This window comes from Pseudomonas sp. M30-35 (assembly GCF_002163625.1).
In the GTDB taxonomy this organism is placed as follows: Bacteria; Pseudomonadota; Gammaproteobacteria; order Pseudomonadales; family Pseudomonadaceae; genus Aquipseudomonas.
Genome location: NZ_CP020892.1, coordinates 4601530 through 4622507 on the forward strand (window position 1 = coordinate 4601530; position 20978 = coordinate 4622507).

Sequence of the window (20978 nt, forward strand, 5' to 3'; positions counted from 1 at the left end):
CAGCACCATGAGTCCCTACAAGGGCCGGGTAACGCCAGCGCTTACATCCGGTGATGCTCCAGCAAGAAATCCACGAATAACCGCACCCGCGCTGGCATTGTTGAGCCGCCTACGAATACCGCATGAATCGGTTCCCGGTCGCCGGGGTTCCAGGCCTCAAGCAGCGGTATCAGGTCGCCACGCTGCAGATCCTCGCTCACGCTGAACTCGCCGATACGCGCAATACCGGCACCGACTCGCGCGAGTTGTGCCAGTGCTTCACCACTGCTGCATTCGATATTGCCGCTGACCTTCAGGGAAAAGTTTCTTCCGTCGCGGATGAACGGCCAGTTGGGTTCGGCACGCCGGAAGTTGAAGCGTAGGCAGTTGTGCCGTAGCAGGTCTTCCGGTTCCTGAGGGATGCCGTGGCGCTGCAGATACTCGGGCGATGCCACCACTACCTGGCCGGTGTCGCCAATCCTGCGCGCGGTCAACGGGCTGTCAGGCAGATGGCCAAAGCGTACCGCCACGTCGGCCTGGCCACCAAGAATGTCGACCACTTCGTCGCCAAGGGTGAGATCGACGACGATGTTCGGATAGCGGGCGCTGAATGCTGCCACCAAGGGAACGATGGCCAGCCGTCCATGACCAAGGGCGGCGCTGACCCGCAATCGGCCCTTTGGTACGCCCTGGTCGGCGATGGCTTCTTCGACCTCGGCCATGTCGGCCAGGATACGCCGGGCGCCGCGCAGGAAAGCCTCGCCCTCAGCGGTGAAGGTGATCGCTCGGGTGGTGCGCAACAGTAACCGCGTGCCAAGACGTTGTTCGGTACGCGCGATGATCCGACTGACCGCCGAGGGTGTCAGCCCCAATGCACGCGCGGCGGCCGACAGGCTACCTTCCTGCGCCACTGTGACGAACACGTCCATTTCACCTGATCTGCCGTTGAAGTCCATTTGTGCTCCCCACGCAAAGGTGATTGCCAGAAATGCTATCTACCGCCTGAAATGACTGAATCGTAGCATTAGCGGCATAGATAAGGAGCCTTCCATGCGTATCAATCCACCACTTGTCGCACTCTCCATTGGTGCCTTTGGCATCGGCGTTACCGAGTTCGCCCCCATGGGCATGTTGCCGGGCATCGCTGCGGATCTCGGCGTTTCCATTCCCGCCGCAGGTCTGTTGGTCAGTGCTTACGCCTTGGGCGTACTGCTCGGCGCGCCGCTGATGACCCTGACCACCGGCAGAATCCCCCGGCGCTATCTGTTGATCGGACTCATGGCGATTTTCACCCTGGGTAATTTGATGTCAGCCTTGGCTACCGATTACTACAGTCTCATGATCGCCAGAGTGGTGACCTCACTGAACCACGGAGCGTTCTTTGGCGTTGGCTCCATCGTCGCCGCCAGCGTAGTCGCCCCGGAAAAACGTGCCGGGGCGGTTGCGGCAATGTTTATGGGCCTCACCCTGGCCACCATCGGCGGTGTGCCGCTGGCCGCTTGGTTTGGCGAACTGTTCGGTTGGCGCACCGCATTCTGGGGTATTACCGGCCTCGGCGTGGTGGCAATGACCGCATTGTGGTTCGCCCTGCCCAACCTGCCAACGCCGCAAAGCGTCGGTGTACTGGCTGAAATTCGGGTGCTGGGCCGTGGCCCGGTGCTGGGGGCGTTGGCCCTCACCGTAGTCGGTTCGAGTGCAATGTTTACCGTCTTCACCTACATCGCGCCGATCCTCAGCAGCGAGACCCACGCGTCGACCGCCTTCATCACCGCCATGCTGGTGTTGTACGGCGTGGGCCTGACCCTGGGCAATATGTGGGGCGGCAAAGCCGCAGATAGTTCGATCGACCGCACCCTGATCGTTTCGCTGAGCGTACTGATTCTGGTCTTGCTGGCGTTCACCGTACTGATGCGTTGGCCGCTGCCGGCCGCTGTTGCCATCCTGATATGGGGTATCGCCAGTTTCGCTCTGGTGCCGCCGCTACAGATGCGCGTAATGGAAGCTGCCAAGGACGCGCCCAACCTGGCCTCGGCGGTGAACATCGGTGCCTTCAACTTCGGCAACGCGATTGGAGCGGCACTGGGCGGAGCTGTGATCAATGCCGGGCTGGGTTATCCGGCGATTTCCCTCGCCGGAGCGGCAATGGCGGGTCTGGGACTGCTGATGGTGTTGGCTTTTGCCTGGCGCTCCAGAACGATTGCAGCTGCGCTAGTGTGACAAAGATGTGAGGGGCTGTTAGTCGCCATTGATAAATGACGGCTAGCGGCCAAAGGCGAGTATTCAGCGTCTAGCAAACGCGGGGAAATTCAGTCCCGAATGGGCCAACGGAGAACGAATGCAGTTCCTCCAGAATCAGAAGGCCGGCAAACCGCTTGGCCACCATGAGCCTCGGCGATGGCCTTGACGACTGCCAAGCCCAGACCGCTGCCGCCGCTGCTGCGAGATCTCGATGGGTCGCCGCGGCGAAACGCCTCGAACACCTGAACAGCGATGTCCGGCGTAATGCCGGGGCCGTTGTCCTCGACGCTCACCTGACAGATACCGTTCGAGACCTCGGCGCTCAGGCGCAACACGCCGGGCTCCGCGTGCTTCAACGCATTCTCCAGCAGCGCCATGAGCGCTTGGCGGATGCGAAATGCATCGCACATGACTTGCGTCTGTTCGCCCACCTCAAGCTGGAGGTTAAAGCCTCGGGCTTGCAAGCTGCTGGCGAACGCGTGAACGACAACGGAGATTTCCTGCGCCAGATTGGTGGGCGCCAGATCCAGCTCGAGGTGGCCGCTTTCGGTGAGACTTAGCACACGCAGATCCTCAATCAGCCGGCCAAGCCCCTCCACCTGGCGCAACAGCCCAATGAACATCTCGCTGCTGGGGGTGAAAACCCCTTCTGCCAATCCCTGCAGGCGCCCACGCAGAATCGTGACCGGCGTACGCAGCTCATGGGCAACGGCAGCGTTCCAGAACTCCCGCTCGCGGGTCACGCTTTGCAAGCGCTCAGCCATAGTGTTGAAGTCGCGCACCAGTTGGGCCGTCTCGCCCTGCGCATGCTCATCGAGGGTTGCGCGAGCCTGCAGGTTACCTTGTGCAACCTCACGCAGGTTGTGAGCGACCGAATTCAACGGAGTGATGATGCGACGCGAGAGTCTGATTGCCACGTAGCCAGCTAAGATCATTGCGGCGACTATGATGCCCAGGATCCAGGTCAACTCGATACGTGACGGGACCCAGGTTTCGGAGATGCTGTCAGGCAGGTACGTGGAGGCGAGCGCATAAAAAACGTACGTGCCGACTATCGAGAGTAGAAGGATACCCAGGGCCATGACGCTAAAGGAAAGAATGATCTGCTTGCGCAACCCCGGCGAGCGGCTCACGCGTCACCTCCGAAACGATATCCCACGCCCCGAACACTTGCCGGGGTGTTGTGAATACCTAGGCTCTCCAGCTTCTTGCGCAGTTTGCTGACATGACTGTCCACGGTCCGCTCCAGTGTGTCGCCCTCGGGCAGACAGGAGACAAGCAACTCAGCACGACTGAACACGCGTTTGGGCGAACGCATGAGGCTGGTCAGAACCTTGAATTCGGTAAGGGTCAGATCCAGTGTGTGGCGCTGGCCATCTAGATCTACGCTGGCTTCATGGTTGTCCAAGTCGATCTGGAATACGCCAACGCGCAGCAGGCGCACGCCGTCGACAGCCACTGTCTTCGCTCGCCGGAGAACGGCCATGACCCGAGCAACGACTTCGGCGGGACTGAAGGGTTTGACCACATAATCGTCAGCACCGATGCGCAATCCCATTAGCTTGTCGATGTCTTGGTCGAGTGCAGTGAGCATGATGACCGGCGTTTCACCGCGATGGCGAATCTCACTGAGCACTTGCCAGCCATCCATACGAGGCATCTGCACATCGAGCAGTACCAGATCGGGCTTGAGGCTCTGGTGCTTGATCAGGGCGTCTTGTCCATCCGCGGCGTGGATCGTGCGCAACCCGCTGCGATTCAGGTACGCGGCCAGGATTTCGGCGATTTCAGCTTCATCTTCAGCAATGAGGATCAGCGCTTGTGTCATTGGCACTTGATTGGACCGTGTAGACGAACTCGAGCCTGCTGCGCGCAAGGTCATGGGGTTCCACCTTTAATTACGATCTCCACATAATCTCCACATAATCTCGAATGAATCCCAACTGTTCTAGGTAAGACTCGCGCTTTTTGAGCTTCCGCCCGCTTCGTGCGGCGGCAGAGCATCCAGCGAGGTAACTTAGGTATGCGTTTTCAACAAGGACAGTGGCGCGCCGTGTGGCTCGGGCTTGTACTTCTGGTTCTGGTCGGCTGCGACCCAGCGCAGCCGATCGAGGGCAGCGCGCCGCCGGCTCAGGTTTCCGTCATGATACTCGAGCCAATCGAACTCAGGGTCAACGAAGACCTGTCAGGGCGTGTTGCAGCCGTGCGCACAGCCGAGATTCGCGCGCAGATCGGCGGCATCGTGCAGCAGCGGCTGTTCGACCAAGGCGCCGAAGTCAAGGCTGGCGCTGCTCTGTTCCAGATTAACCCAGCACCGTTCAAAGCCGAGGCCGACAGCGCAGCAGCCACGTTGCAGCGAGCGGTGGCCGTGCTGGCTCGCGCGCGTATTCGGGCTGACCGCCTCGAACCACTGATGAAGGCTGAAGCCGTTAGTCGTCAAGTGTATGACGACGCCATCTCCTTGCGTGATCAGGCGGCTGCCGATGTGGCTCAAGCCAAAGCGACGCTAGCACGTCGACAGTTGGATCTGCAGTTCGCTACCGTCGAAGCGCCGATCTCCGGGCGCATCGATCAGGCTTTAGTGAGTGAAGGTGCGCTGGTGTCTCCCAGCGACAGCTCGCCGCTGGCGAGAATCCAGCAGATCAACCAAGTGTATGTCGATGTACGCCAATCGACAGCGTCGCTGGAGTCGCTGCGTCAGGCACTGGCCAATCAGGTCCAACCCTCCGGACCGGGGCTGGTAGCAGACGTCCTCAGTAGCGACGGAAAACCTTCCGGACTGACGGGTCGCATCTTGTTCTCCGGCATTGATGTGGATGCCGGCACTGGTGATGTGCTGCTGCGCATTCTGGTCGATAACCCCCAGCGCCAGCTGTTGCCGGGTATGTACGTCCAAGCGCGTATCCCGCGGGCGCATTACCCCAAGGCGCTGACCGTGCCTCAGCAAGCCGTTATCCGTACGGGTGGACAGGCCAGCGTATGGGTAGTGGATGATCACAACCTCGCGAAGCGGGTGGCTATTGAACTGGGAGAGCTGGTGGACCGCCGCTACCGCATCGCATCCGGCCTCAGCGCTGGGCAGCAGGTCGTGATCGAAGGCGGCGAACGCCTGGCGGAGGACGCGCAGGTCACTGCGCACATCTGGCAGCCCACAGCCACCACTGAGCACCTTAGTTCAGCCACGCACTGAGGTCGGAGAACCTGTCATGTCCCAATTTTTTATCAATCGCCCGGTATTCGCCTGGGTGATCGCCCTGTTCATCGTGTTGGTCGGCGTGATCGCCATCCCGCAGTTGCCAATTGCCCGCTATCCGTCGGTGGCACCGCCGTCGGTGACTCTCTACGCCACCTATCCGGGGGCCACCCCGCAGACACTCAACGACTCGGTGGTGAGCTTGGTCGAGCGCGAGCTGTCGGGGGTGAAGAACCTGCTGTACTTCGAATCCTCGGTCGACACCTCGGGTAGCGCGCAGATCACCGCCACCTTCAAGCCGGGCACCGACGCGGAGCTGGCCCAGGTGGACGTGCAGAATCGCATCAAGGCCGTCGAGCCGCGCCTACCTCAGGCCGTGCGGCAAAGCGGCCTGCAGGTGGAGTCCGCTGCCTCGGGCTTTCTGATGATGGTCGGCATGACCTCACCCAACGGCCAATTTGATGAAGTCGCACTGAACGACTATCTGGCGCGAAACATCGTCCAGGAGCTACGGCGCATCGACGGCGTGGGGCGTGTGCAACTGTTCGGCGCCGAGCAGGCCATGCGCGTCTGGGTCGACCCGCACAAGCTCACCGCCTACGGCCTGACGATGAACGAGCTGGCCCAGGCTATCGAACAGCAGAACGCACAGATTGCACCCGGGCGGGTCGGCGACGAGCCCGCGTTGCCGGGCCAGCGCCTGACTGTGCCGCTGACCGTGCAGGGGCAACTGACCAACCCGGAACAGTTCGCTGCCGTCGTCCTGCGTGCCGGCGCTGATGGAGCGAAGGTCGTGCTCGGCGATGTGGCGCGGATCGAGCTGGGCGCTCAGTCCTATGGTTTTTCCAACCGTGAGAACGGCGTTGCGGCGACCAGTGCCGCCATTCAGCTTTCGCCCGGTGCCAACGCCGTGCGCACTGCCTCGGCCGTGCGCGAGCGTCTGGCCGAGCTGGCGCCGGGCATGCCGGAGGGCATGGCCTACTCGGTGCCATTTGATACAGCGCCCTTCGTCAAGGTTTCCATCGAGAAGGTGATCTACACCCTGTTCGAGGCCATGGCGCTGGTGTTTCTGGTGATGTTTCTGTTCCTACAGAACATACGCTATACGCTGATCCCGGCAATCGTCGCGCCCATCGCGCTGCTTGGCACCTTCGCGGTGATGCTGCTGGCCGGCTTCTCGATCAACTCGCTAACCATGTTCGGCATGGTGCTGGCCATCGGTATCATCGTCGACGATGCCATCGTAGTGGTCGAGAACGTTGAGCGGCTAATGGCAACCCAGGGACTGTCGCCGAAGGAAGCCACCTCGCGGGCGATGCAGGAAATCACCGGCGCGGTGATCGGCATCACTCTGGTGCTCACCGCCGTATTCATCCCCATGGCCTTCGGCAGCGGTTCGGTGGGAGTGATCTACCAGCAGTTCACCCTGTCGATGGCGGTGTCGATTCTGTTCTCGGCCTTCCTTGCCCTGACCCTGACGCCTGCGCTTTGCGCCACGCTGTTGCGTCCGGTCAGCGCTGACCACCATGAGAAACGTGGATTCTTCGGTGCCTTCAATAGGGGCTTCGAGCGCCTCACGGCGAGCTACGGAGCGCGCGTGACGCTCCTGGTCAGTCGTAGCGGGCGGATGATGGCGGCGTTCGCCGTACTCTGCGTGGTATTGGTCATCACCGCTGGTCAGCTGCCGTCGTCCTTCCTGCCCGAAGAAGATCAGGGTTACTTCATGACCTCCATCCAATTGCCCACCGGCGCCACAAGCGAACGCACGCTGGAAGTGGTCAAGGCTTACGAGGCACACGTGGCATCGCGTCCGGGGCTGGACGCGAACCTAGTGGTGCTGGGTTTCAGTTTCGCTGGCTCCGGCCCCAACGCAGCAATGGCCTTCACCATGCTCAAGGATTGGGATCAGCGTGATGGCGCCAATGCTGCCGAAGAGGCGGCGCTGGCGCAGCAGGCCATGGCCAACAACGTCGAAGGCACGGTGATGAGCCTGATGCCGCCGGCGATCGACGAGCTCGGCACATCTTCCGGTTTCACTCTGTTTCTGCAGGATCGGGCCAACCGGGGCGAGGCCGCGTTGCTGGCTGCGCAGACACAACTGTTGCAACTGGCCGCACAGAGCGAGGTGGTCAGCGATGTCTATCCGGACGGCCTGCCACCCGGCGAAAGCATCCGCTTGGAGATCGACCGGCAGAAGGCCGAAGCTATGGGCCTGTCCTTTGCCACAGTGAGCAGCACGCTGTCGGCGGCCATGGGCTCGCTGTACGTCAACGATTTCCCCAATGCCGGGCGTATGCAGCAGGTCATCCTGCAGGCCGACGCCCCTGCGCGCATGCAACTGGACGACGTACTCAGCCTGCGCGTGCGCAATGCCACTGGCGGCATGGTGGCGCTGCGTGAGGTGGTGATACCGGTGTGGAGCGAGTCGCCGCAACAATTGATGCGTTTCCAGGGCTTCCCCGCCGTACGACTCTCCGGGGGCGCAGCGCCGGGCGTGTCCAGCGGTGTGGCGATGGCCGAAATGGAGAGACTGGTTACTCAGTTGCCGCAAGGCTTCGCCGTGGCTTGGACAGGACAATCGCTGCAGGAACGTCAGTCGGCGGCGCAAGCACCGCTACTGATGCTGCTCTCGGCGCTAGTGGTGTTCCTAGTACTGGCGGCGCTGTACGAGAGCTGGTCGATTCCGATGTCAGTGATGCTGGTCGTGCCGCTGGGCCTACTCGGCGCGGTGGCCGCAGTGATGCTGCGTGGCATGCCCAATGACGTGTTCTTCAAGGTGGGGATGATTACCATCATCGGTCTGTCGGCGAAGAACGCCATCCTCATCGTCGAGTTCGCCCGCCAGTTGCACGCTGAAGGTCGCACGCTGGTCGACGCCGCGGTGACCGCAGCGCGCCTGCGCCTACGCCCGATCCTGATGACTTCGCTGGCCTTCACTCTCGGCGTGGTACCGCTGATGCTCGCCAGCGGCGCCAGCGCGGAAACCCAGCACGCCATCGGTACCGGAGTGTTCGGCGGCATGCTCAGCGGCACCTTGTTGGCGGTGTTCTTCGTGCCGGTCTTTTTCGTCGTCGTTGTCGGCACGCAGGAGCGCTTGAGCGCCCGGCGTGCGCAGCGTGGCAGTGCCTCGTTGGCTCAGGAGAACCCTTGATGCGCCTGTTACTGACCCTACCGCTACTCGGCTGTCTGACTGCCTGCTCACTGACGCCAACCCTGCAACGTCCAGCCGCGCCGGTGCCAACGAGCTTTGCTATAGCCTCCGAAAAACCTGCCTCGACACTGCCGGCCAGTGCGCTGGGCTGGCGCACGATGTTTAGCGATCCGCGCCTGCAACGACTGATCGACCTGGCCTTGACGAATAACCGCGACCTGCACCTGTCCATCCTCAACGTTCAGGCGGCGCAGGCGCAGGCGAATATCCAGCACGCCTCGCGCCTGCCAGCCGTAGGGCTGGAGGCGACACGCACGCGTGAGCGGACCCTGAGCAACGACGCGAACGGCAGCGCCAGCCGCGAGATGAGCCAGCAGGCTGGGGTGAGCGTCACCCTCAGCGCCTTCGAGTTGGATCTGTTCGGTCGCGTGCGGGCGCTCTCCGATGCCGCGTTGGCGCGCTATCTGGCTAGCGAGCGAGGGCGTGACGCAGCGCAGATCAGTTTGATCGGTGCGGTGGCCGAGGCTTACTTCGCCCAGCGCCTGGCCGACGAGCAACTCCAACTGGCCGAGCGTACCTTGGCCGACTGGCAGCAGTCGCTGGAGTTGGCGCGCTTACTCAAGCAAGCCGAGCAGAACAGCAGCCTAGACGTGGCCCAGGCCGAAGGGCTGGTGGCCCTAGCCGATGCCGACCTGGAAGCGCGCCACCGCGCCCTGGCCGAGGCAGACAACGCGCTGCAGTTGCTGGTGGGCAACGAGCTGCCCGACGACCTGCCGCCCGCCTTGCCATTGGAGCGCCAATCGGTGATCGCGCAGCTGCCGGCCGGGCTTCCGGCTGATCTGCTGCTGAGCCGGCCGGATTTGCGCCAGGCCGAACAGATGCTGGTGGCCGCCAATGCCAATATTGGTGCAGCGCGGGCGGCGTTCTTTCCGCAGATATCCCTCACCGCTTCCTTCGGTTATGCCAGCACCTCGCTCGGCGCCCTGTTCGATCCGGCCCGACAAGTTTGGCGATTCGCCCCGCAGATTTCCCAGCCGCTGTTCCAGGGCGGGCGTCTGCGCGCCGAACTGCGTTTGGCTGAGGTGCGCAAATTCGAGGCTGTCGCCCAGTACGAACGCGCCATTCAGACCGCCTTTCGCGAAGTGGCCGACGCCCTTGCTGGAACGGCTACTTACGACCGCCAGATCGATGCGCAGCTACGTGCGGTGACAGCTGCCGAGCGGCGTCTGCAACTGTCCGACCTGCGCTACCGCGCTGGCGTCGACGGTCGGCTGGAGCTGCTCGATGCCCAGCGCCAACTGCACGCCGCACGTCAGGCACTGCTGGAACTGCGCCGCGCTGAAATCGCCAACCGGGTGGCACTGTACAAGTCCCTCGGTGGCGGCCTGTACGAGCGCGATATCTCGGAGATTGCCGCTGTCACAGCGGCTCAGTAGAGTCCATCCACGTTGTCTATGAGTCCTTTCATGTAATTGGGGTCAGACCACGTTTAAATCGGAATTTCGCAAAACCGTGGCCTGCCGCCTACTAACCCCTATCCCTTATCTCGCAGTGGAAGAAAGCGCTTGCTCTCTAACGCCTGCTTTCTCAAGCATTTCTATGAGTGACTCTGGCCAAACTATTTCCCTTGTTGCTTTCAGCGCACAGATAGACCACCAGTGGTAATCGGCCATTACCTCGTTTTCGTGTGATGTCCACTCCAAGCAGGATACCTTTTCACCACTCGCTCGCACGATGAAATACCGCTCGAAGGACATCACCATTTCACCCGAAGGCATACGCATCGCGAACTCTCGATCTGCTATAGGTTCGCCTACTGAGGAAACAGTTATGCCTGTTTCTTCGCGTAGCTCACGTATCGCAGCGCATTCAAATGTTTCTCCATCTTCGAGTCCGCCACCAGGCGTTGCCCAGTATTCATCACCCGCTAGCGCTCCATTTTTATGGCTGAACGTGAAGAGAAGCACTTTTTCAGAGGCACTGATAATCAGTAGTCTTGATGACCTTCGCTGGCGCACTTTATATATCCAAACAACCAGCGACAGCCGCTGATTATGAAGCGCCTGACCGGCGCCAGTCGATCACGGCTTACAGGGATCGCCGCAAAGCTGATAGAAAAGACCTTGTCTGGCGGTAAAACTCACGAATCTAGCGCCAACGCAGCAAGCTTCGCCACCTCAAGGGGGATTACCGGCTTAATGTCATCTTCGAGCATCCAGGCGGCTGACAAACCGGCCCACGCCAGTACCCATTGCAATAACCTGCGGCGATCAATCTTGGAAGTTTGGGCGACGATGCCGATTCGGCGCGCAAAACAGCCTGGCGCCAAAGCGCTTTTGCTATCGGGATTGCAAAAAATATTCGCGTAATCGAAGCCGCGTTCTCCGTACAGTCCTTTAGGATCAATAGCGAGCCATCCCTTGGGGCCGAAGTCCAATACATTGCCGTGGTGGATGTCACCATGCAGTACCCTGACATCGCGCGGGGCACTTAAGAGTTTGCGGGCAGTTTTTGCGCATTGCTCAAAGATCCCTCTGTGCGTTACCGCTGCGCTCCACAGGGCTTCGAACCATTGCTCCAGCGGGACTAAAGCAGGAGCCGGTTGTGTACGTGGTGTGTGAAGACGGCCGGCCACAGCACAAAGAATGCGAGTAGCCTCGTCGTCCTGGCCAACGCTCACCAAGTGCGTAAGCGAGCCCGAGCCCTTCGCGCGCTCCATAAGCAAAGTCTCTCCATCATGCGCCAGTACTGGCGCCGCACCCTCACCGTCCCACCAAGCCATGAGCAGGTTGCCTGCTTGCTCTTCTAGCTCTCGCGAGATTTTGAGCATCGCTGGCAAGCCATTCTGGCGAACGGGCAGTAGATGTCCATTTAGCGAGACAAAAGCGTCGCCATCGATGGTCAGCTCCCATCGTTTCAGGTATTGATCAAACATAAATCCACTAATTTCGCTCTTGCCGCAAGGCTTGCATCAGCCGCTCTATAACTAAAGTTTCGACGGCGTCTTCACTGGCGCCCGTCTCAAAAACAGCGCAACAAGCCGAAAAATCACCCTGGCGGAGATGGTAAGCGGCAATGACACTGCCAGGCCCGCAACCGGTGTGTCCGCATAGGGAATACCCGCCATCAATAGAACCCTGCATCACACCAAGGCCATAGCCCGGAGTGATCCATGGACGTCCGGGAATTGGACCGCCCAATGCTCGTGCTTTCTGCATTTCCTGGAGCAATCCCATGGAGAGAAGGTCTCCGGTAAGGAGTCGACCCAGGAACAGCGCTGCCTGCGAAACTGGGCCGATCAGTAAGCCATGATAGACCCAAGCGGGGTCATAACCTGTACTTCCAAGATGGGTCGTTTGTAAGTCTGCTCGCGTTTTAGCGAAGCGCACGCTCGACAGGCCAAGTGGGGTTAGTGCACGTTGACTCACTGCATCATCAAGCATCAGATCAGTCAGCTGTTGAATAAGCCGACCCACAAGCAAGTAGCCAACATTCGAGTACCGCCACCCGGTTCCGGGGCTGTATCGAACTCGAGAGCCATCAAGGCGTTGCATCATTTCATCCGCCGACCAAGCCGACTCATTGTTAGCAACGGCGGCGTGATACTCCGCAAGTTCGCCATAATCGGCAAGACCCGCTTCATGCCGCAGTAGCTGGCGCAACGTGAAGGGTTGATCAAGAATTGGATCGTCCAACCCGACCAGCCCATCACGCACCAGCGATAGCGCAGTAACGGCTAAGACTGTCTTCGTAAAACTCCACCATGGCACCAACAGCTCTGATCGGTCATTAGGTAGTGGCTGACCATTTGATACGAGTGAACTCAGCATTGGCTTCCTTGAAATGTTGAACGGATCCACAGCTCGACAAGATATCTCATTCACTCTTCTTCACCAGAATGTAGAGCCATTGGTTTTATTGTCCCGAACGACTGCTATTGGCCCAGAGTGTGTAAAACGCGGCTCCGGTTTTGACGTCTGTACTGCTACTTGAAACCTGCCGTAGCCTGACTGCCCTACAGGCAGCAACCCTCAAACGACATGTCCGACGAGCGGCTGACCCTTGTATTGACATATCGGTAAGTTTCGATATCATCGTAACCATGAACTTAATCGAAATATTCAAAGCCCTCTCCAACCGCACTCGCCTTGAAATCCTCAAGGGGTTGAAGGATCCGGAGAATAACTTCCCTCCACAGGATGAAGGGGACGTTCATACGGTGGGCGTTTGCGTAAGCAGTATTCAAGAAGGCGTCGGCCTGTCGCAATCGACGGTGTCCGATTACCTTGCGACGCTGCAACGAGTAGGTCTGGTCGAAGTCCGCCGCGTTGGGCAGTGGACCTACTACAAACGCAATGAAGCAAACATCAGCGCTCTTGCCGAACTGATAAGGAAAGAGCTGTAATTATTTACATGGATATATCGGTTATTCCCTATATCCCTTTTTACCGAAACAGCGATTCAAGATGAACTGAAACGCAGGGAAACCCGTTAATTTTTCCACCCTAATATATCGATAAATCTCGATATCTCTTTTTAAAGAAACGAGGATCTACAATGAAAGCGCAACTACTTAAATCATTTGGTGGCCCAGAAGCGTTCGAGCTGAGCGACGTACCCAAGCCCGTTCCGGGCGCGGGACAAGTCCTGGTCCGGGTACACGCAACCTCCATCAATCCGTTGGATTATCAGGTACGACGTGGCGACTATCCCGACTACGTGCCACTGCCGGCCATTACCGGGCATGACGTGTCCGGCGTTATCGAAGAAGTTGGTCCAGGTGTGACGAGCTTCGTGCCAGGCGACGAAGTCTGGTACACCCCGCAAATTTTCGACGGCCCAGGCAGTTATGCCGAGTACCACGTTGCTGCTGAAAGCATCATCGGACATAAGCCAAAATCACTTAGCCATCTTGAGGCGGCCAGCCTGACCCTGGTTGGCGGGACAGTGTGGGAGGCCCTGATCGGGCGGGCGGAGCTCAGAGTCGGCGAAAGCATTCTGATACACGGCGGCGCGGGAGGTGTGGGCCACGTAGCGATTCAGTTGGCAAAAGCCATAGGAGCGCGGGTGTTCACCACCGTGCGCGAAGCAAACTTTGAGTTCGCCCGAAGCCTGGGTGCCGATGTACTCATCGACTACGAGAAAGAGGATTACGTCGACGCCATCCTGCGGGAAACCGCTGGCAACGGAGTTGATGTGGTGTTCGACACCATCGGCGGCAACACATTGGCACGTAGCCCCGACGCGCTCGCACAACTTGGCCGCGTGGTCTCGATTGTGGACATTGCCCAGCCACAAAATCTCGTTGAAGCCTGGGGCAAGAACGCCAGTTATCACTTCGTGTTCACCAGACAAAATCGCGGCAAGCTCGATGAGTTAAGCGCATTGGTCGAGCGCGGTCAGCTGCGCCCACATGTCGGTGCGGTCTACTCGCTAGCCGACATTGGTCTCGCCCATGCCCTGCTGGAAAGCCGTAACAACGGTCTTCGAGGGAAAATCGCAATTGCCGTCGTGCCGCCAGTTGATGGCGTCACTGCATAACTTTGAAACTTAGAGGAAACGCCATGATTTATGAAATCGCTCTGCTTCCCATTCACAAAGAACACATTGAAAACTTCAGGAATGCATTCGCTGAGGTCACGCCTTTGCTCAGCCGCGCCAAGGGTTACCACGGTCACATGCTCGCCCAAGGGATAGAGACGCCAGAGCAACTCAATCTGATAGTGCGCTGGCAATCACTTGAGGATCACAAGGGCTTCGAAGCGAGTGAGGACCATCAGGTATTCATGGCACGTCTGGAGGAATACTTCTCGGAAGAGCCGACGGTCTATCACATTGAAGACGCCGCTTTTACTACCGGAGAAGATGCTGATCAAAACAGCTTCTTTGCCAAGTAATACTCGTGCAATAGGAAGCTTGTTGGCTTTAAACAATTGGTCGCTGTGAGGAATCCACTGGCTTGATGTCGCTAACTTGTAGTGATCGCGATTTGATCTGACAGTCCTGCTTAGAAGTCTACGACTGTCAGGTCAAATTCAATCGCTATCTGCCCCGAACTCCGGGCTTCATAGTTTCATTTAACGGCTACTTTTCGAGCCTGCCTGGCCGGCCACACAGTCGCCCTCTTCTTGCGCTATTGCATGCCACCGGACAGCGATACTGGCGTGCTCATCGCCGCTAGGATTTCACGGCCGATCTGCTCGGCCGCGTGCAGCACCTGGCCCGAGTCAGCGGTTTCGCTATCCAATAGCAATTTCGAGGTCATCACCTGAGCCCCGCAGTAGTTGAATATCCCATGATCGATCTGCGTCTTCATTGCCGTCGCATAGCCATGCTTGGCATAGGTCGCCGTATCGGCGCCGCCGATGCCCACCAAGTGAACGCTCAAGTGCGATAGCTTCTTGATCAGGCCGCTTTGCAGACTGAAGTCGAATGCCCAGCCGTTCGAGAACACACGGTCTATCCATCCCTTCATAAGCGCGGGCATGGCCCACCAGTAAACGGGGAAAACCAGTACCAAAGCATCAGCTCGGTCGATTCGGGCTTGCTCCACCCGTACATCGGCAGAGGGCAGTGCTTTTTGGCGGTGTACGGCCAGGTCAGCTGCGGTGAAGCGGGGGTCAAAGCCTTCCTGTGAGAGGTTGGCTACCTCGAACGTGTGCTTTTGACCTGCCAGGTTTATGCCTCTGGCTATTTGCGCAGCGACGGCGTGAGACAGTGACTCAGGCTCTGGGTGAGCGACAACGATGAGTGTGTGCATGTCGAAATCTCCTGAGTAGATTGAACCGCAAGAAAGGCGGCTATATACTTTTAGTAACTTACACCTTTAAGTTACTAATGGTATATAGCGATGTCAATCACCAAGCAGGGCAATATTGACGGGCAGTCCAAGCCGCGTCGTCGGCTGGCAAGGGAGGAACGTCTTCGCCAGTTGCTCGACGTGGCCTGGCAAGTGGTCAGCGATGAAGGCACCGAAGCGCTCACGCTCGGCAGGCTTGCCGAACAGGCCGGGGTGACTAAACCGGTGGTCTATGACCATTTTGCAACCCGCTCTGGATTGCTCGCTGCGCTGTACAAAGACTTCGATCAACGTCAGACATCAATCATGGACGCCGCCGTGCAGGCTAGCGAACCGACCTTGTTGAGCCGGGCCACGGTCATCGCTTCGTCTTATGTCGACTGTGTGCTACTCCAAGGCCGGGAGATCCCTGGCGTTATTGCGGCGTTGGCGAGCACACCGGAGCTGGAAAAAACCAAACGCGAATATGAAGCGGTTTTCCTGAACAAATGCCACACGCTATTTTTGCCCTTCGTGGGCGCCGGCGAACTGAAATTAGCGAGCCTGCACGCGATGCTGGGGGCTGCCGAAGCACTTTCAGGGGCAGCAGCCAGCGGCGAGATTACAGCCGAACAAGCCAAGGATGAATTGTTGGATGTGATCGTTGCAATGGTGGAAAGGAACGCACGAGGGGAGTTACCTAATCGAACGTTAGAGCGTACTTGAAGCTGATAGCGAGTGGCTGTTTTCGACCGATTCTGTTGAAAAAGTAACCCCTTGCCTGCCCTGCTGCAAAATCTCTGCATTGGCCGGCAGGGAAGCACACAGCATGAAGGGACAATCACCGGGAGGACAACAACGCCTACTCTACTCGATCAACCTGGAAGACACGTCCCGCCACAACATCGACCAGAGCCGGGCTTACGACACCGTTAGCTTATCTCGCCCCATCTCAGACGATGCAAAGAGCATCCGTATGGCCAGCATTGCGCCTGTCAACACGGCCGTAATACCCAAGGCTTCATACACCGTTGGCAGGCGTTGCTCAAAACACAATCCAAGTAGGGTCGCGAAAAGGGACTCAAGAGCAATTAGCTGCCCCGAAAGCACCATGGGTAAATAACGAGACGCCTTGTTCCACGCCCATGCCCCCAATACAGACGACAAAATTGCAATTAGAAACGCCGAGGCATAGAGACCTCCTGCATTGGCAAAGCTGGCTCCTTGGGCGGGCATTTCAAAAAGACTAAACGCATATCCCAAGGGCAATACCAATATCATGCCGAGCGCGCTCCCGACCATCATGAGCCCTGTCCACGCGCTTGTTGAATACAGTGGAATTTTACTCAGCCATTTCTGGTTCAGCACGCTGAACGCTAACCAAAACGCCACGGCACAAACAGAAAAAACGATCCCGATCACGGCGGTGCCTTGTGGGTTGGATGGGGTGTCGTTAGCGATGATATTGATGAGCAGAAGGCCGAACACCAGCATGGATAAAGGCAATGCCAGCTTTCCCCACGCCAACATCTTGTTTTGCGCGTTGCCAAGCAGCGCGAGCATCACAGGCACCACCGCGATGAATGCCGGCGTCAGGACAGGACCGCTGATCATGACGCCGCATGCAATGCACACGCTGTACCCGAGATAACCGATGGCTCCCAGCGCCAACGCCATCGTTCGCATGGGAGGCGTCAGCCCTCGAAGATTGGCGCGGTCGACGATCATCCAAACGACACCGACAACTCCAACAATCACGAATTTAACTGCCAGAAAGTCAAATATGCTGTAGTTCCCCGTGACATAGGGAACGATGAAATTCGAGCTCCAGCATAGTGTGGCGAATACCGCAAAAAACACGCCTAGGGCAAATGGATGATCAGATATGTTCATAAGCAACTCCAAGGCTGAGTAATCGCAAGCTTGAACGTTGCCGGATGTATGCTACAAACGAGTTCTCAGCCCGCAATGCATAATCCACGGTTATGAATCTACTCGGTAAATCACTCCCGCCACTCGCTAGCTTGTTGCCTTTTGAAGCGGCCGCCCGCCTAGGCAGCTTTTCACGAGCAGCTGACGAACTGCATATCACTCAAGCAGCAGTGAGCCGACAGATTCGCGGGCTTGAGGAGGATCTCGGAGTAACGCTCTTCGATAGACGTAATCGTGCAGTCTTTTTAACGCCACAAGGACAACAGCTAGGGCTTGTTGTGAGTATCGCGTTGAACCAGATAGGCTCAGTTGCTGATAACTTGCGAGTTGCGTCCCGCAGGCATCAGGTCGTATTGCTTTCCCAACTTTGTGAGGCGTTCTACTGGCTGATGCCGCGCCTTTCTCGCTTCCATCAACGCCATCCAGATATCGAGATTCAAGTCGTTACCACTACCCAACCGTTAACGGAGTTCGGTGGCCATTTCGACGTTGCTCTCCAGAGCACTGGTCGAGCAAGCGGAATAAATCACCTGTTATTCACGGCCTCTGACGAAGTGTTCCCGGTGTGCAGTCCCAACTATCTCAATAGGCATGAAGAAGCATTGAAAGTCACAGACTTGGTACACCACACGCTCTTGCACCATCGGGCTACGCCTCCTCATCTGATGGAGTGGGACAGTTGGCTAGCCGAGTTCGGTATTGTTCTGGATGGGCGCACCCAAAGTCGCTATTTCGACAGTTACCCGATGATGCTCCAAGCAGCAGTGGAAGGACACGGTATTGCCGTCGGCTGGGCTCGAACTGCCGGGAGATTGGTTGATAGCGGAGCCTTGACAAGGCCTTGCTCTGAAAGCGTGTTTTTGCCACAAGCGATATCGATTTTTAAACGCCCAGTTATTGCTGAGCGAAGAGAAACCGAGCATTTGATAGAGTGGCTCAGGAGTGAACTGTTAGAGGAGATAGTTTAGGCGCACGCGGCCGCTGCATCTGCAGACGAGTCAGCACGTCAGCGCTGTCTTAAATTGCCGCACCTCTTCACTGATTACCAGCGCATGCTCGCCCAACCGGATGCTCATTTGGAGGCCGAGCCTAAGCAAGTAGAGGGTAGCAGGGACCAGCCGATGACTGCAAAAGTCGCCGGGGTGACCATGATGCCAAAGGCATCATTGCAGATAACCGAACTGGGCCAGTCGACCTTGAAAACGTCCCACTTACCTTAAATGTCTACCGAAAATCGACCTAGCGATGCGGGTGAGTTGTCTGTTTGGGTCCTGATTTCATTTGCACAGCTGAAGCTTGGATGACTTGGTGGATACACATAACAATCGAACAGTCGGGGCAGACTAGGATTGTTATGTTTCTAATCAGCAACTCTCGGCCAAAAGCGGACGTCCGAGATGTAGGACACTGACCAGCATCAGGTCGCGGCCTAGATATGGCCGCCAACTCTAACTTTAAGACCCCAATCAGCTTCGAAACAGTCTCTCGCGGTTCCGACAAAAGCCTCGACTAAACGACGACGCATGTCTGGGTCATCGTGAAAGGCTGCAATCCAAATACTGAAAAAACCAGACTGCTTCGCAAGGTCGACCACCACCTCTCGGAAGTCGAGAGTATCGTTGCGCATCAACTTGGCGCGCGTGGCTTGAGCAAGCGTCCACTTCTCTTCACGCTCTAGATAGCGCTTATCTCGATCGGTCGGTTGTTTGGCGGCAGGCTGGCCGGGATGGCGATCCAACCCTACAAGGTCTATCAAAGCAGCCGCCTTAGCCTCAATTTGAGGGGCGAGCGCTAACGAAGGTTGAACTATCCCTCCATCTCTATATTCGATGGCAGTAAGAGTGTTGTCTTTGTCCGGCCAAAGAAAGTCATGATTGTTTGTCGGTTTATCGCCTTTGGTTGAATTACAGTTAACGCAACCAAGAAGAAAGTTGGTCCAATCGGTCGCACGTGCAGCATCTGAGCTTTTCGGAGACACATGCTCTACAGCCAAAAGCGCAGGGAAGCGACGTTCGCAATAACTGCAATATGAACCAAAGGCATCTTCTAGATCACCAATAGCCTCCTGATACTTTCCATATCTCTTGGGTGCCATCCCCCTTGTGATAGGCCTCACTGGGCTTTGCCCTCCGTCATTAGAACTTTAAGCAAGGCATGCAACGCGGGGTCTGCTGTAAATGGTTCGCTCGCATCCCGATAGAGTCTTTCAGCCTCGCGCAACTCGTCGGGGTCTACTTGGTGCGAGTCTTCCGCTTTCGTCTCAAGAAGTGTGAAGTAGCGTTTTGCCGCAGAGCTTAATATTTCTGCCCGAACGCTGCGTTGAGGTTGGGAAATGCCTTGAACATCCTCAGCGATATCTTCAAGGCTATTCCCCCCCTCCAAGAGCACCATTGAGGAATGTGGCTCAATGAATGTAATTCGCTGGCGACCGGCCGCCTGAATCACAAAGGGCGAGTGGGTAGTGGCAATGAACTGGCAGTTGGGGAATATATCCTCCAAAGCTGGAACAATACGACGTTGCCACTTAGGGTGAAGGTGAACATCGATTTCATCAATAAGGATAATCGCTTCACCTTCGCCAAACGCACCATTCGGCCGGCTGACATACAGCTGTCTCGCAATGTCAACAAATAGCGAAAACAGCCGCTGCTCTCCGTCGGAAAGCTGATCCAGACTGAGGGTGCCTATTTTGCGCTTGATCATGATTCGCGGAGTGAGCTTAACCTCCAGCGAACAAGATGTTAGAAACTCCTGGATGCCCTCTGACGGCAGCTTAATGCCTTGCCAAATCTGACGCAGAGAGGGCAGGTTCCTGTCAGGGGGCTCGGGTGTCAGGACGACTTTTGCTTGGTCAGGCCAATGGAAAGGCTGTTTTCGCATTCGGTCCTCTTGAAATTTGCGCATAGCAAAAATTCGAACATGCTTTTGCGTCTCTGCATCCAAGTAACTGTTCTTGTCTTTCCCTCTTGGGGGGACGAGAGAGCAGTCATAAGGCTCGAAGTGCCAATAGAAAGCACCAATATCAGTAGAGAATGTAGAAAGTACTTTTCCAACAAAATTTCGCACTGACCGACTGTCTCCGAACTGGCGCTCGCTTGCTTCAGTTGGCCTGTTAGAGAAATCTCTTTCAGCGGCATACAAAAAGGCTTCACTGCTCCGGAGCCGATCGCTGTAATCCTCCCGGACTTTGGGGGCACGTTTCATTTTCAGTTCGGAACAGATGGCTTCGTTCGACGAGTACAGCAGAATCAGTGGAAGATTCCCTCGAGGAGCTGAACGAGTAGCACGCTCCCAAAGCTTCTTCTGAAGTTGAAATTTTTCAAGCTTGCCTTCCGCGGGTTGAACCAGCGCACTCACGGCAGCGTCACGCGCTCTCAGCCGAATATCTTTGTCTTCTAGTCTTGGACGTCGTCTCATTTGCTGTGCGCTACCCAATGCCGCGAGCATGCTGCGAAGGATCGTAGTCTTGCCAGCGCCATTTTCACCTACTAGCAAGTTAAAACCGGGTTGAAATTCGAAAGTTCGTTGTTCGAACTGGCGAACATTAGTCAAGGCTAGACTGTGTAAATGCATAGTCGTGATAGGTCCCAGTTTCTCTGTGTATCGGAAGTTTAGTGATGGCGGTTGCTCCGCCAAGGATATGGCCGAGCGCAAGTAAGCTTACCGAACGCCCCCATGGTTGCCTACGACTCATCTGCGTGCGCTCA

19 protein-coding genes are annotated in these 20978 nt (G+C 57.4%); 9 read left to right on the forward strand and 10 right to left on the reverse strand.

Annotated features, from left to right (window positions below):
- Positions 1-41 precede the first annotated feature (41 nt).
- Positions 42-935: a LysR family transcriptional regulator gene (locus B9K09_RS21065; RefSeq protein WP_087518641.1), complete on the reverse strand. Its 894-nt coding sequence runs from the start codon at positions 933-935 to the stop codon at positions 42-44.
- Positions 936-1029: 94 nt separating this feature from the next.
- Here B9K09_RS21065 and B9K09_RS21070 point away from each other — a divergent pair, with 94 nt between their 5' ends.
- Entirely contained in the window at positions 1030-2196 is a 1167-nt protein-coding gene (locus B9K09_RS21070; protein ID WP_087518642.1) for an MFS transporter, read from the forward strand.
- An 89-nt stretch (positions 2197-2285) separates the two neighbouring features.
- On the opposite strand, the gene B9K09_RS21075 is transcribed toward B9K09_RS21070, so the two are convergent.
- Together B9K09_RS21075 and B9K09_RS21080 are read right to left on the reverse strand one after the other, a co-directional pair.
- Positions 2286-3350, reverse strand: a complete 1065-nt coding sequence (locus B9K09_RS21075; protein ID WP_087518643.1) for an ATP-binding protein — start codon at positions 3348-3350, stop codon at positions 2286-2288.
- Positions 3347-4099 (reverse strand): response regulator, encoded by a 753-nt coding sequence (locus tag B9K09_RS21080; protein WP_218191977.1) that lies wholly within the window; start codon positions 4097-4099, stop codon positions 3347-3349. Before B9K09_RS21080 ends, B9K09_RS21075 begins: the two co-directional genes overlap by 4 nt.
- A 141-nt stretch (positions 4100-4240) precedes the next feature.
- On the opposite strand from B9K09_RS21080, the gene B9K09_RS21085 reads away from it, so the two are divergent.
- The 3 genes from B9K09_RS21085 to B9K09_RS21095 are packed head-to-tail and all read left to right on the forward strand — an operon-like array spanning position 4241 to position 9997.
- A complete protein-coding gene (locus tag B9K09_RS21085) occupies positions 4241-5407 on the forward strand; it encodes an efflux RND transporter periplasmic adaptor subunit (RefSeq protein ID WP_087518645.1) in 1167 nt (388 codons plus the stop codon).
- Positions 5408-5423: 16 nt separating this feature from the next.
- A complete protein-coding gene (locus tag B9K09_RS21090; RefSeq protein WP_087518646.1) occupies positions 5424-8561 on the forward strand; it encodes a multidrug efflux RND transporter permease subunit in 3138 nt (1045 codons plus the stop codon).
- Positions 8561-9997 (forward strand): efflux transporter outer membrane subunit, encoded by a 1437-nt coding sequence (locus B9K09_RS21095; RefSeq protein WP_087518647.1) that lies wholly within the window; start codon positions 8561-8563, stop codon positions 9995-9997. The genes B9K09_RS21090 and B9K09_RS21095 overlap by 1 nt, the downstream gene beginning before the upstream one ends.
- A gap of 105 nt (positions 9998-10102) precedes the next feature.
- Here B9K09_RS21095 and B9K09_RS21100 read toward each other — a convergent pair whose 3' ends face one another.
- The 3 genes from B9K09_RS21100 to B9K09_RS21110 all read right to left on the reverse strand — a co-directional run bounded on the left by B9K09_RS21100 (position 10103) and on the right by B9K09_RS21110 (position 12391).
- Entirely contained in the window at positions 10103-10579 is a 477-nt protein-coding gene (locus B9K09_RS21100) for an NUDIX hydrolase (RefSeq protein ID WP_087518648.1), read from the reverse strand.
- A 122-nt stretch (positions 10580-10701) separates the two neighbouring features.
- On the reverse strand, positions 10702-11496 hold the full coding sequence (locus B9K09_RS21105) for an aminoglycoside phosphotransferase family protein (RefSeq protein ID WP_087518649.1): 795 nt from the start codon (positions 11494-11496) through the stop codon (positions 10702-10704).
- A gap of 7 nt (positions 11497-11503) precedes the next feature.
- Positions 11504-12391 carry a serine hydrolase gene (locus B9K09_RS21110; RefSeq protein ID WP_087518650.1) on the reverse strand — a complete coding sequence of 296 codons (888 nt, stop codon included), beginning with the start codon at positions 12389-12391 and terminating at the stop codon, positions 11504-11506.
- 272 nt (positions 12392-12663) lie between these two features.
- Here B9K09_RS21110 and B9K09_RS21115 point away from each other — a divergent pair, with 272 nt between their 5' ends.
- From B9K09_RS21115 to B9K09_RS21125, 3 genes are all read left to right on the forward strand, one after another.
- Positions 12664-12966, forward strand: coding sequence for a helix-turn-helix transcriptional regulator (locus tag B9K09_RS21115; RefSeq protein WP_087518651.1), 303 nt, complete (start codon positions 12664-12666; stop codon positions 12964-12966).
- Between the two features lie 152 nt (positions 12967-13118).
- The gene (locus B9K09_RS21120) at positions 13119-14102 is read left to right on the forward strand and encodes a zinc-dependent alcohol dehydrogenase family protein (protein ID WP_087518652.1); all 984 of its coding nucleotides are present in this window, start codon (positions 13119-13121) and stop codon (positions 14100-14102) included.
- A 23-nt stretch (positions 14103-14125) separates the two neighbouring features.
- Positions 14126-14458 (forward strand): antibiotic biosynthesis monooxygenase, encoded by a 333-nt coding sequence (locus tag B9K09_RS21125; RefSeq protein WP_087518653.1) that lies wholly within the window; start codon positions 14126-14128, stop codon positions 14456-14458.
- A gap of 236 nt (positions 14459-14694) precedes the next feature.
- Here B9K09_RS21125 and B9K09_RS21130 read toward each other — a convergent pair whose 3' ends face one another.
- On the reverse strand, positions 14695-15321 hold the full coding sequence (locus tag B9K09_RS21130; RefSeq protein WP_087518654.1) for an NAD(P)H-dependent oxidoreductase: 627 nt from the start codon (positions 15319-15321) through the stop codon (positions 14695-14697).
- A 90-nt stretch (positions 15322-15411) separates the two neighbouring features.
- On the opposite strand from B9K09_RS21130, the gene B9K09_RS21135 reads away from it, so the two are divergent.
- A complete protein-coding gene (locus tag B9K09_RS21135) occupies positions 15412-16065 on the forward strand; it encodes a TetR/AcrR family transcriptional regulator (protein ID WP_087518655.1) in 654 nt (217 codons plus the stop codon).
- Between the two features lie 195 nt (positions 16066-16260).
- On the opposite strand, the gene B9K09_RS21140 is transcribed toward B9K09_RS21135, so the two are convergent.
- Entirely contained in the window at positions 16261-17232 is a 972-nt protein-coding gene (locus B9K09_RS21140; protein WP_087518656.1) for a DMT family transporter, read from the reverse strand.
- Positions 17233-17324: 92 nt separating this feature from the next.
- Between B9K09_RS21140 and B9K09_RS21145 the strand changes: the two genes are divergently transcribed.
- Positions 17325-18239, forward strand: a complete 915-nt coding sequence (locus B9K09_RS21145; RefSeq protein WP_087518657.1) for a LysR substrate-binding domain-containing protein — start codon at positions 17325-17327, stop codon at positions 18237-18239.
- A 461-nt stretch (positions 18240-18700) separates the two neighbouring features.
- Here the strand turns inward: B9K09_RS21145 and B9K09_RS21150 are convergent, their stop codons facing one another.
- Positions 18701-19366 carry an HNH endonuclease gene (locus B9K09_RS21150; protein ID WP_087518658.1) on the reverse strand — a complete coding sequence of 222 codons (666 nt, stop codon included), beginning with the start codon at positions 19364-19366 and terminating at the stop codon, positions 18701-18703.
- Positions 19367-19383: 17 nt separating this feature from the next.
- Positions 19384-20844, reverse strand: a complete 1461-nt coding sequence (locus B9K09_RS21155) for an AAA family ATPase (protein ID WP_087518659.1) — start codon at positions 20842-20844, stop codon at positions 19384-19386.
- Positions 20845-20978 lie beyond the last annotated feature (134 nt).

What these genes read in the sequence shown, in the direction of transcription:
- B9K09_RS21135 (WP_087518655.1), top strand. Translation starts at nt 15,412, where the DNA reads ATGTCAATCACCAAGCAGGGCAATATTGACGGGCAGTCCAAGCCGCGT.
- B9K09_RS21120 (WP_087518652.1), top strand. Translation starts at nt 13,119, where the DNA reads ATGAAAGCGCAACTACTTAAATCATTTGGTGGCCCAGAAGCGTTCGAG.
- B9K09_RS21115 (WP_087518651.1), top strand. Translation starts at nt 12,664, where the DNA reads ATGAACTTAATCGAAATATTCAAAGCCCTCTCCAACCGCACTCGCCTT.
- B9K09_RS21095 (WP_087518647.1), top strand. Translation starts at nt 8,561, where the DNA reads ATGCGCCTGTTACTGACCCTACCGCTACTCGGCTGTCTGACTGCCTGC.
- B9K09_RS21085 (WP_087518645.1), top strand. Translation starts at nt 4,241, where the DNA reads ATGCGTTTTCAACAAGGACAGTGGCGCGCCGTGTGGCTCGGGCTTGTA.
- B9K09_RS21130 (WP_087518654.1), bottom strand. Translation starts at nt 15,321, where the DNA reads ATGCACACACTCATCGTTGTCGCTCACCCAGAGCCTGAGTCACTGTCT.
- B9K09_RS21140 (WP_087518656.1), bottom strand. Translation starts at nt 17,232, where the DNA reads ATGAACATATCTGATCATCCATTTGCCCTAGGCGTGTTTTTTGCGGTA.
- B9K09_RS21155 (WP_087518659.1), bottom strand. Translation starts at nt 20,844, where the DNA reads ATGCATTTACACAGTCTAGCCTTGACTAATGTTCGCCAGTTCGAACAA.
- B9K09_RS21065 (WP_087518641.1), bottom strand. Translation starts at nt 935, where the DNA reads ATGGACTTCAACGGCAGATCAGGTGAAATGGACGTGTTCGTCACAGTG.
- B9K09_RS21090 (WP_087518646.1), top strand. Translation starts at nt 5,424, where the DNA reads ATGTCCCAATTTTTTATCAATCGCCCGGTATTCGCCTGGGTGATCGCC.
- B9K09_RS21105 (WP_087518649.1), bottom strand. Translation starts at nt 11,496, where the DNA reads ATGTTTGATCAATACCTGAAACGATGGGAGCTGACCATCGATGGCGAC.
- B9K09_RS21070 (WP_087518642.1), top strand. Translation starts at nt 1,030, where the DNA reads ATGCGTATCAATCCACCACTTGTCGCACTCTCCATTGGTGCCTTTGGC.
- B9K09_RS21145 (WP_087518657.1), top strand. Translation starts at nt 17,325, where the DNA reads ATGAATCTACTCGGTAAATCACTCCCGCCACTCGCTAGCTTGTTGCCT.
- B9K09_RS21110 (WP_087518650.1), bottom strand. Translation starts at nt 12,391, where the DNA reads ATGCTGAGTTCACTCGTATCAAATGGTCAGCCACTACCTAATGACCGA.
- B9K09_RS21080 (WP_218191977.1), bottom strand. Translation starts at nt 4,099, where the DNA reads ATGACCTTGCGCGCAGCAGGCTCGAGTTCGTCTACACGGTCCAATCAA.
- B9K09_RS21125 (WP_087518653.1), top strand. Translation starts at nt 14,126, where the DNA reads ATGATTTATGAAATCGCTCTGCTTCCCATTCACAAAGAACACATTGAA.
- B9K09_RS21150 (WP_087518658.1), bottom strand. Translation starts at nt 19,366, where the DNA reads ATGGCACCCAAGAGATATGGAAAGTATCAGGAGGCTATTGGTGATCTA.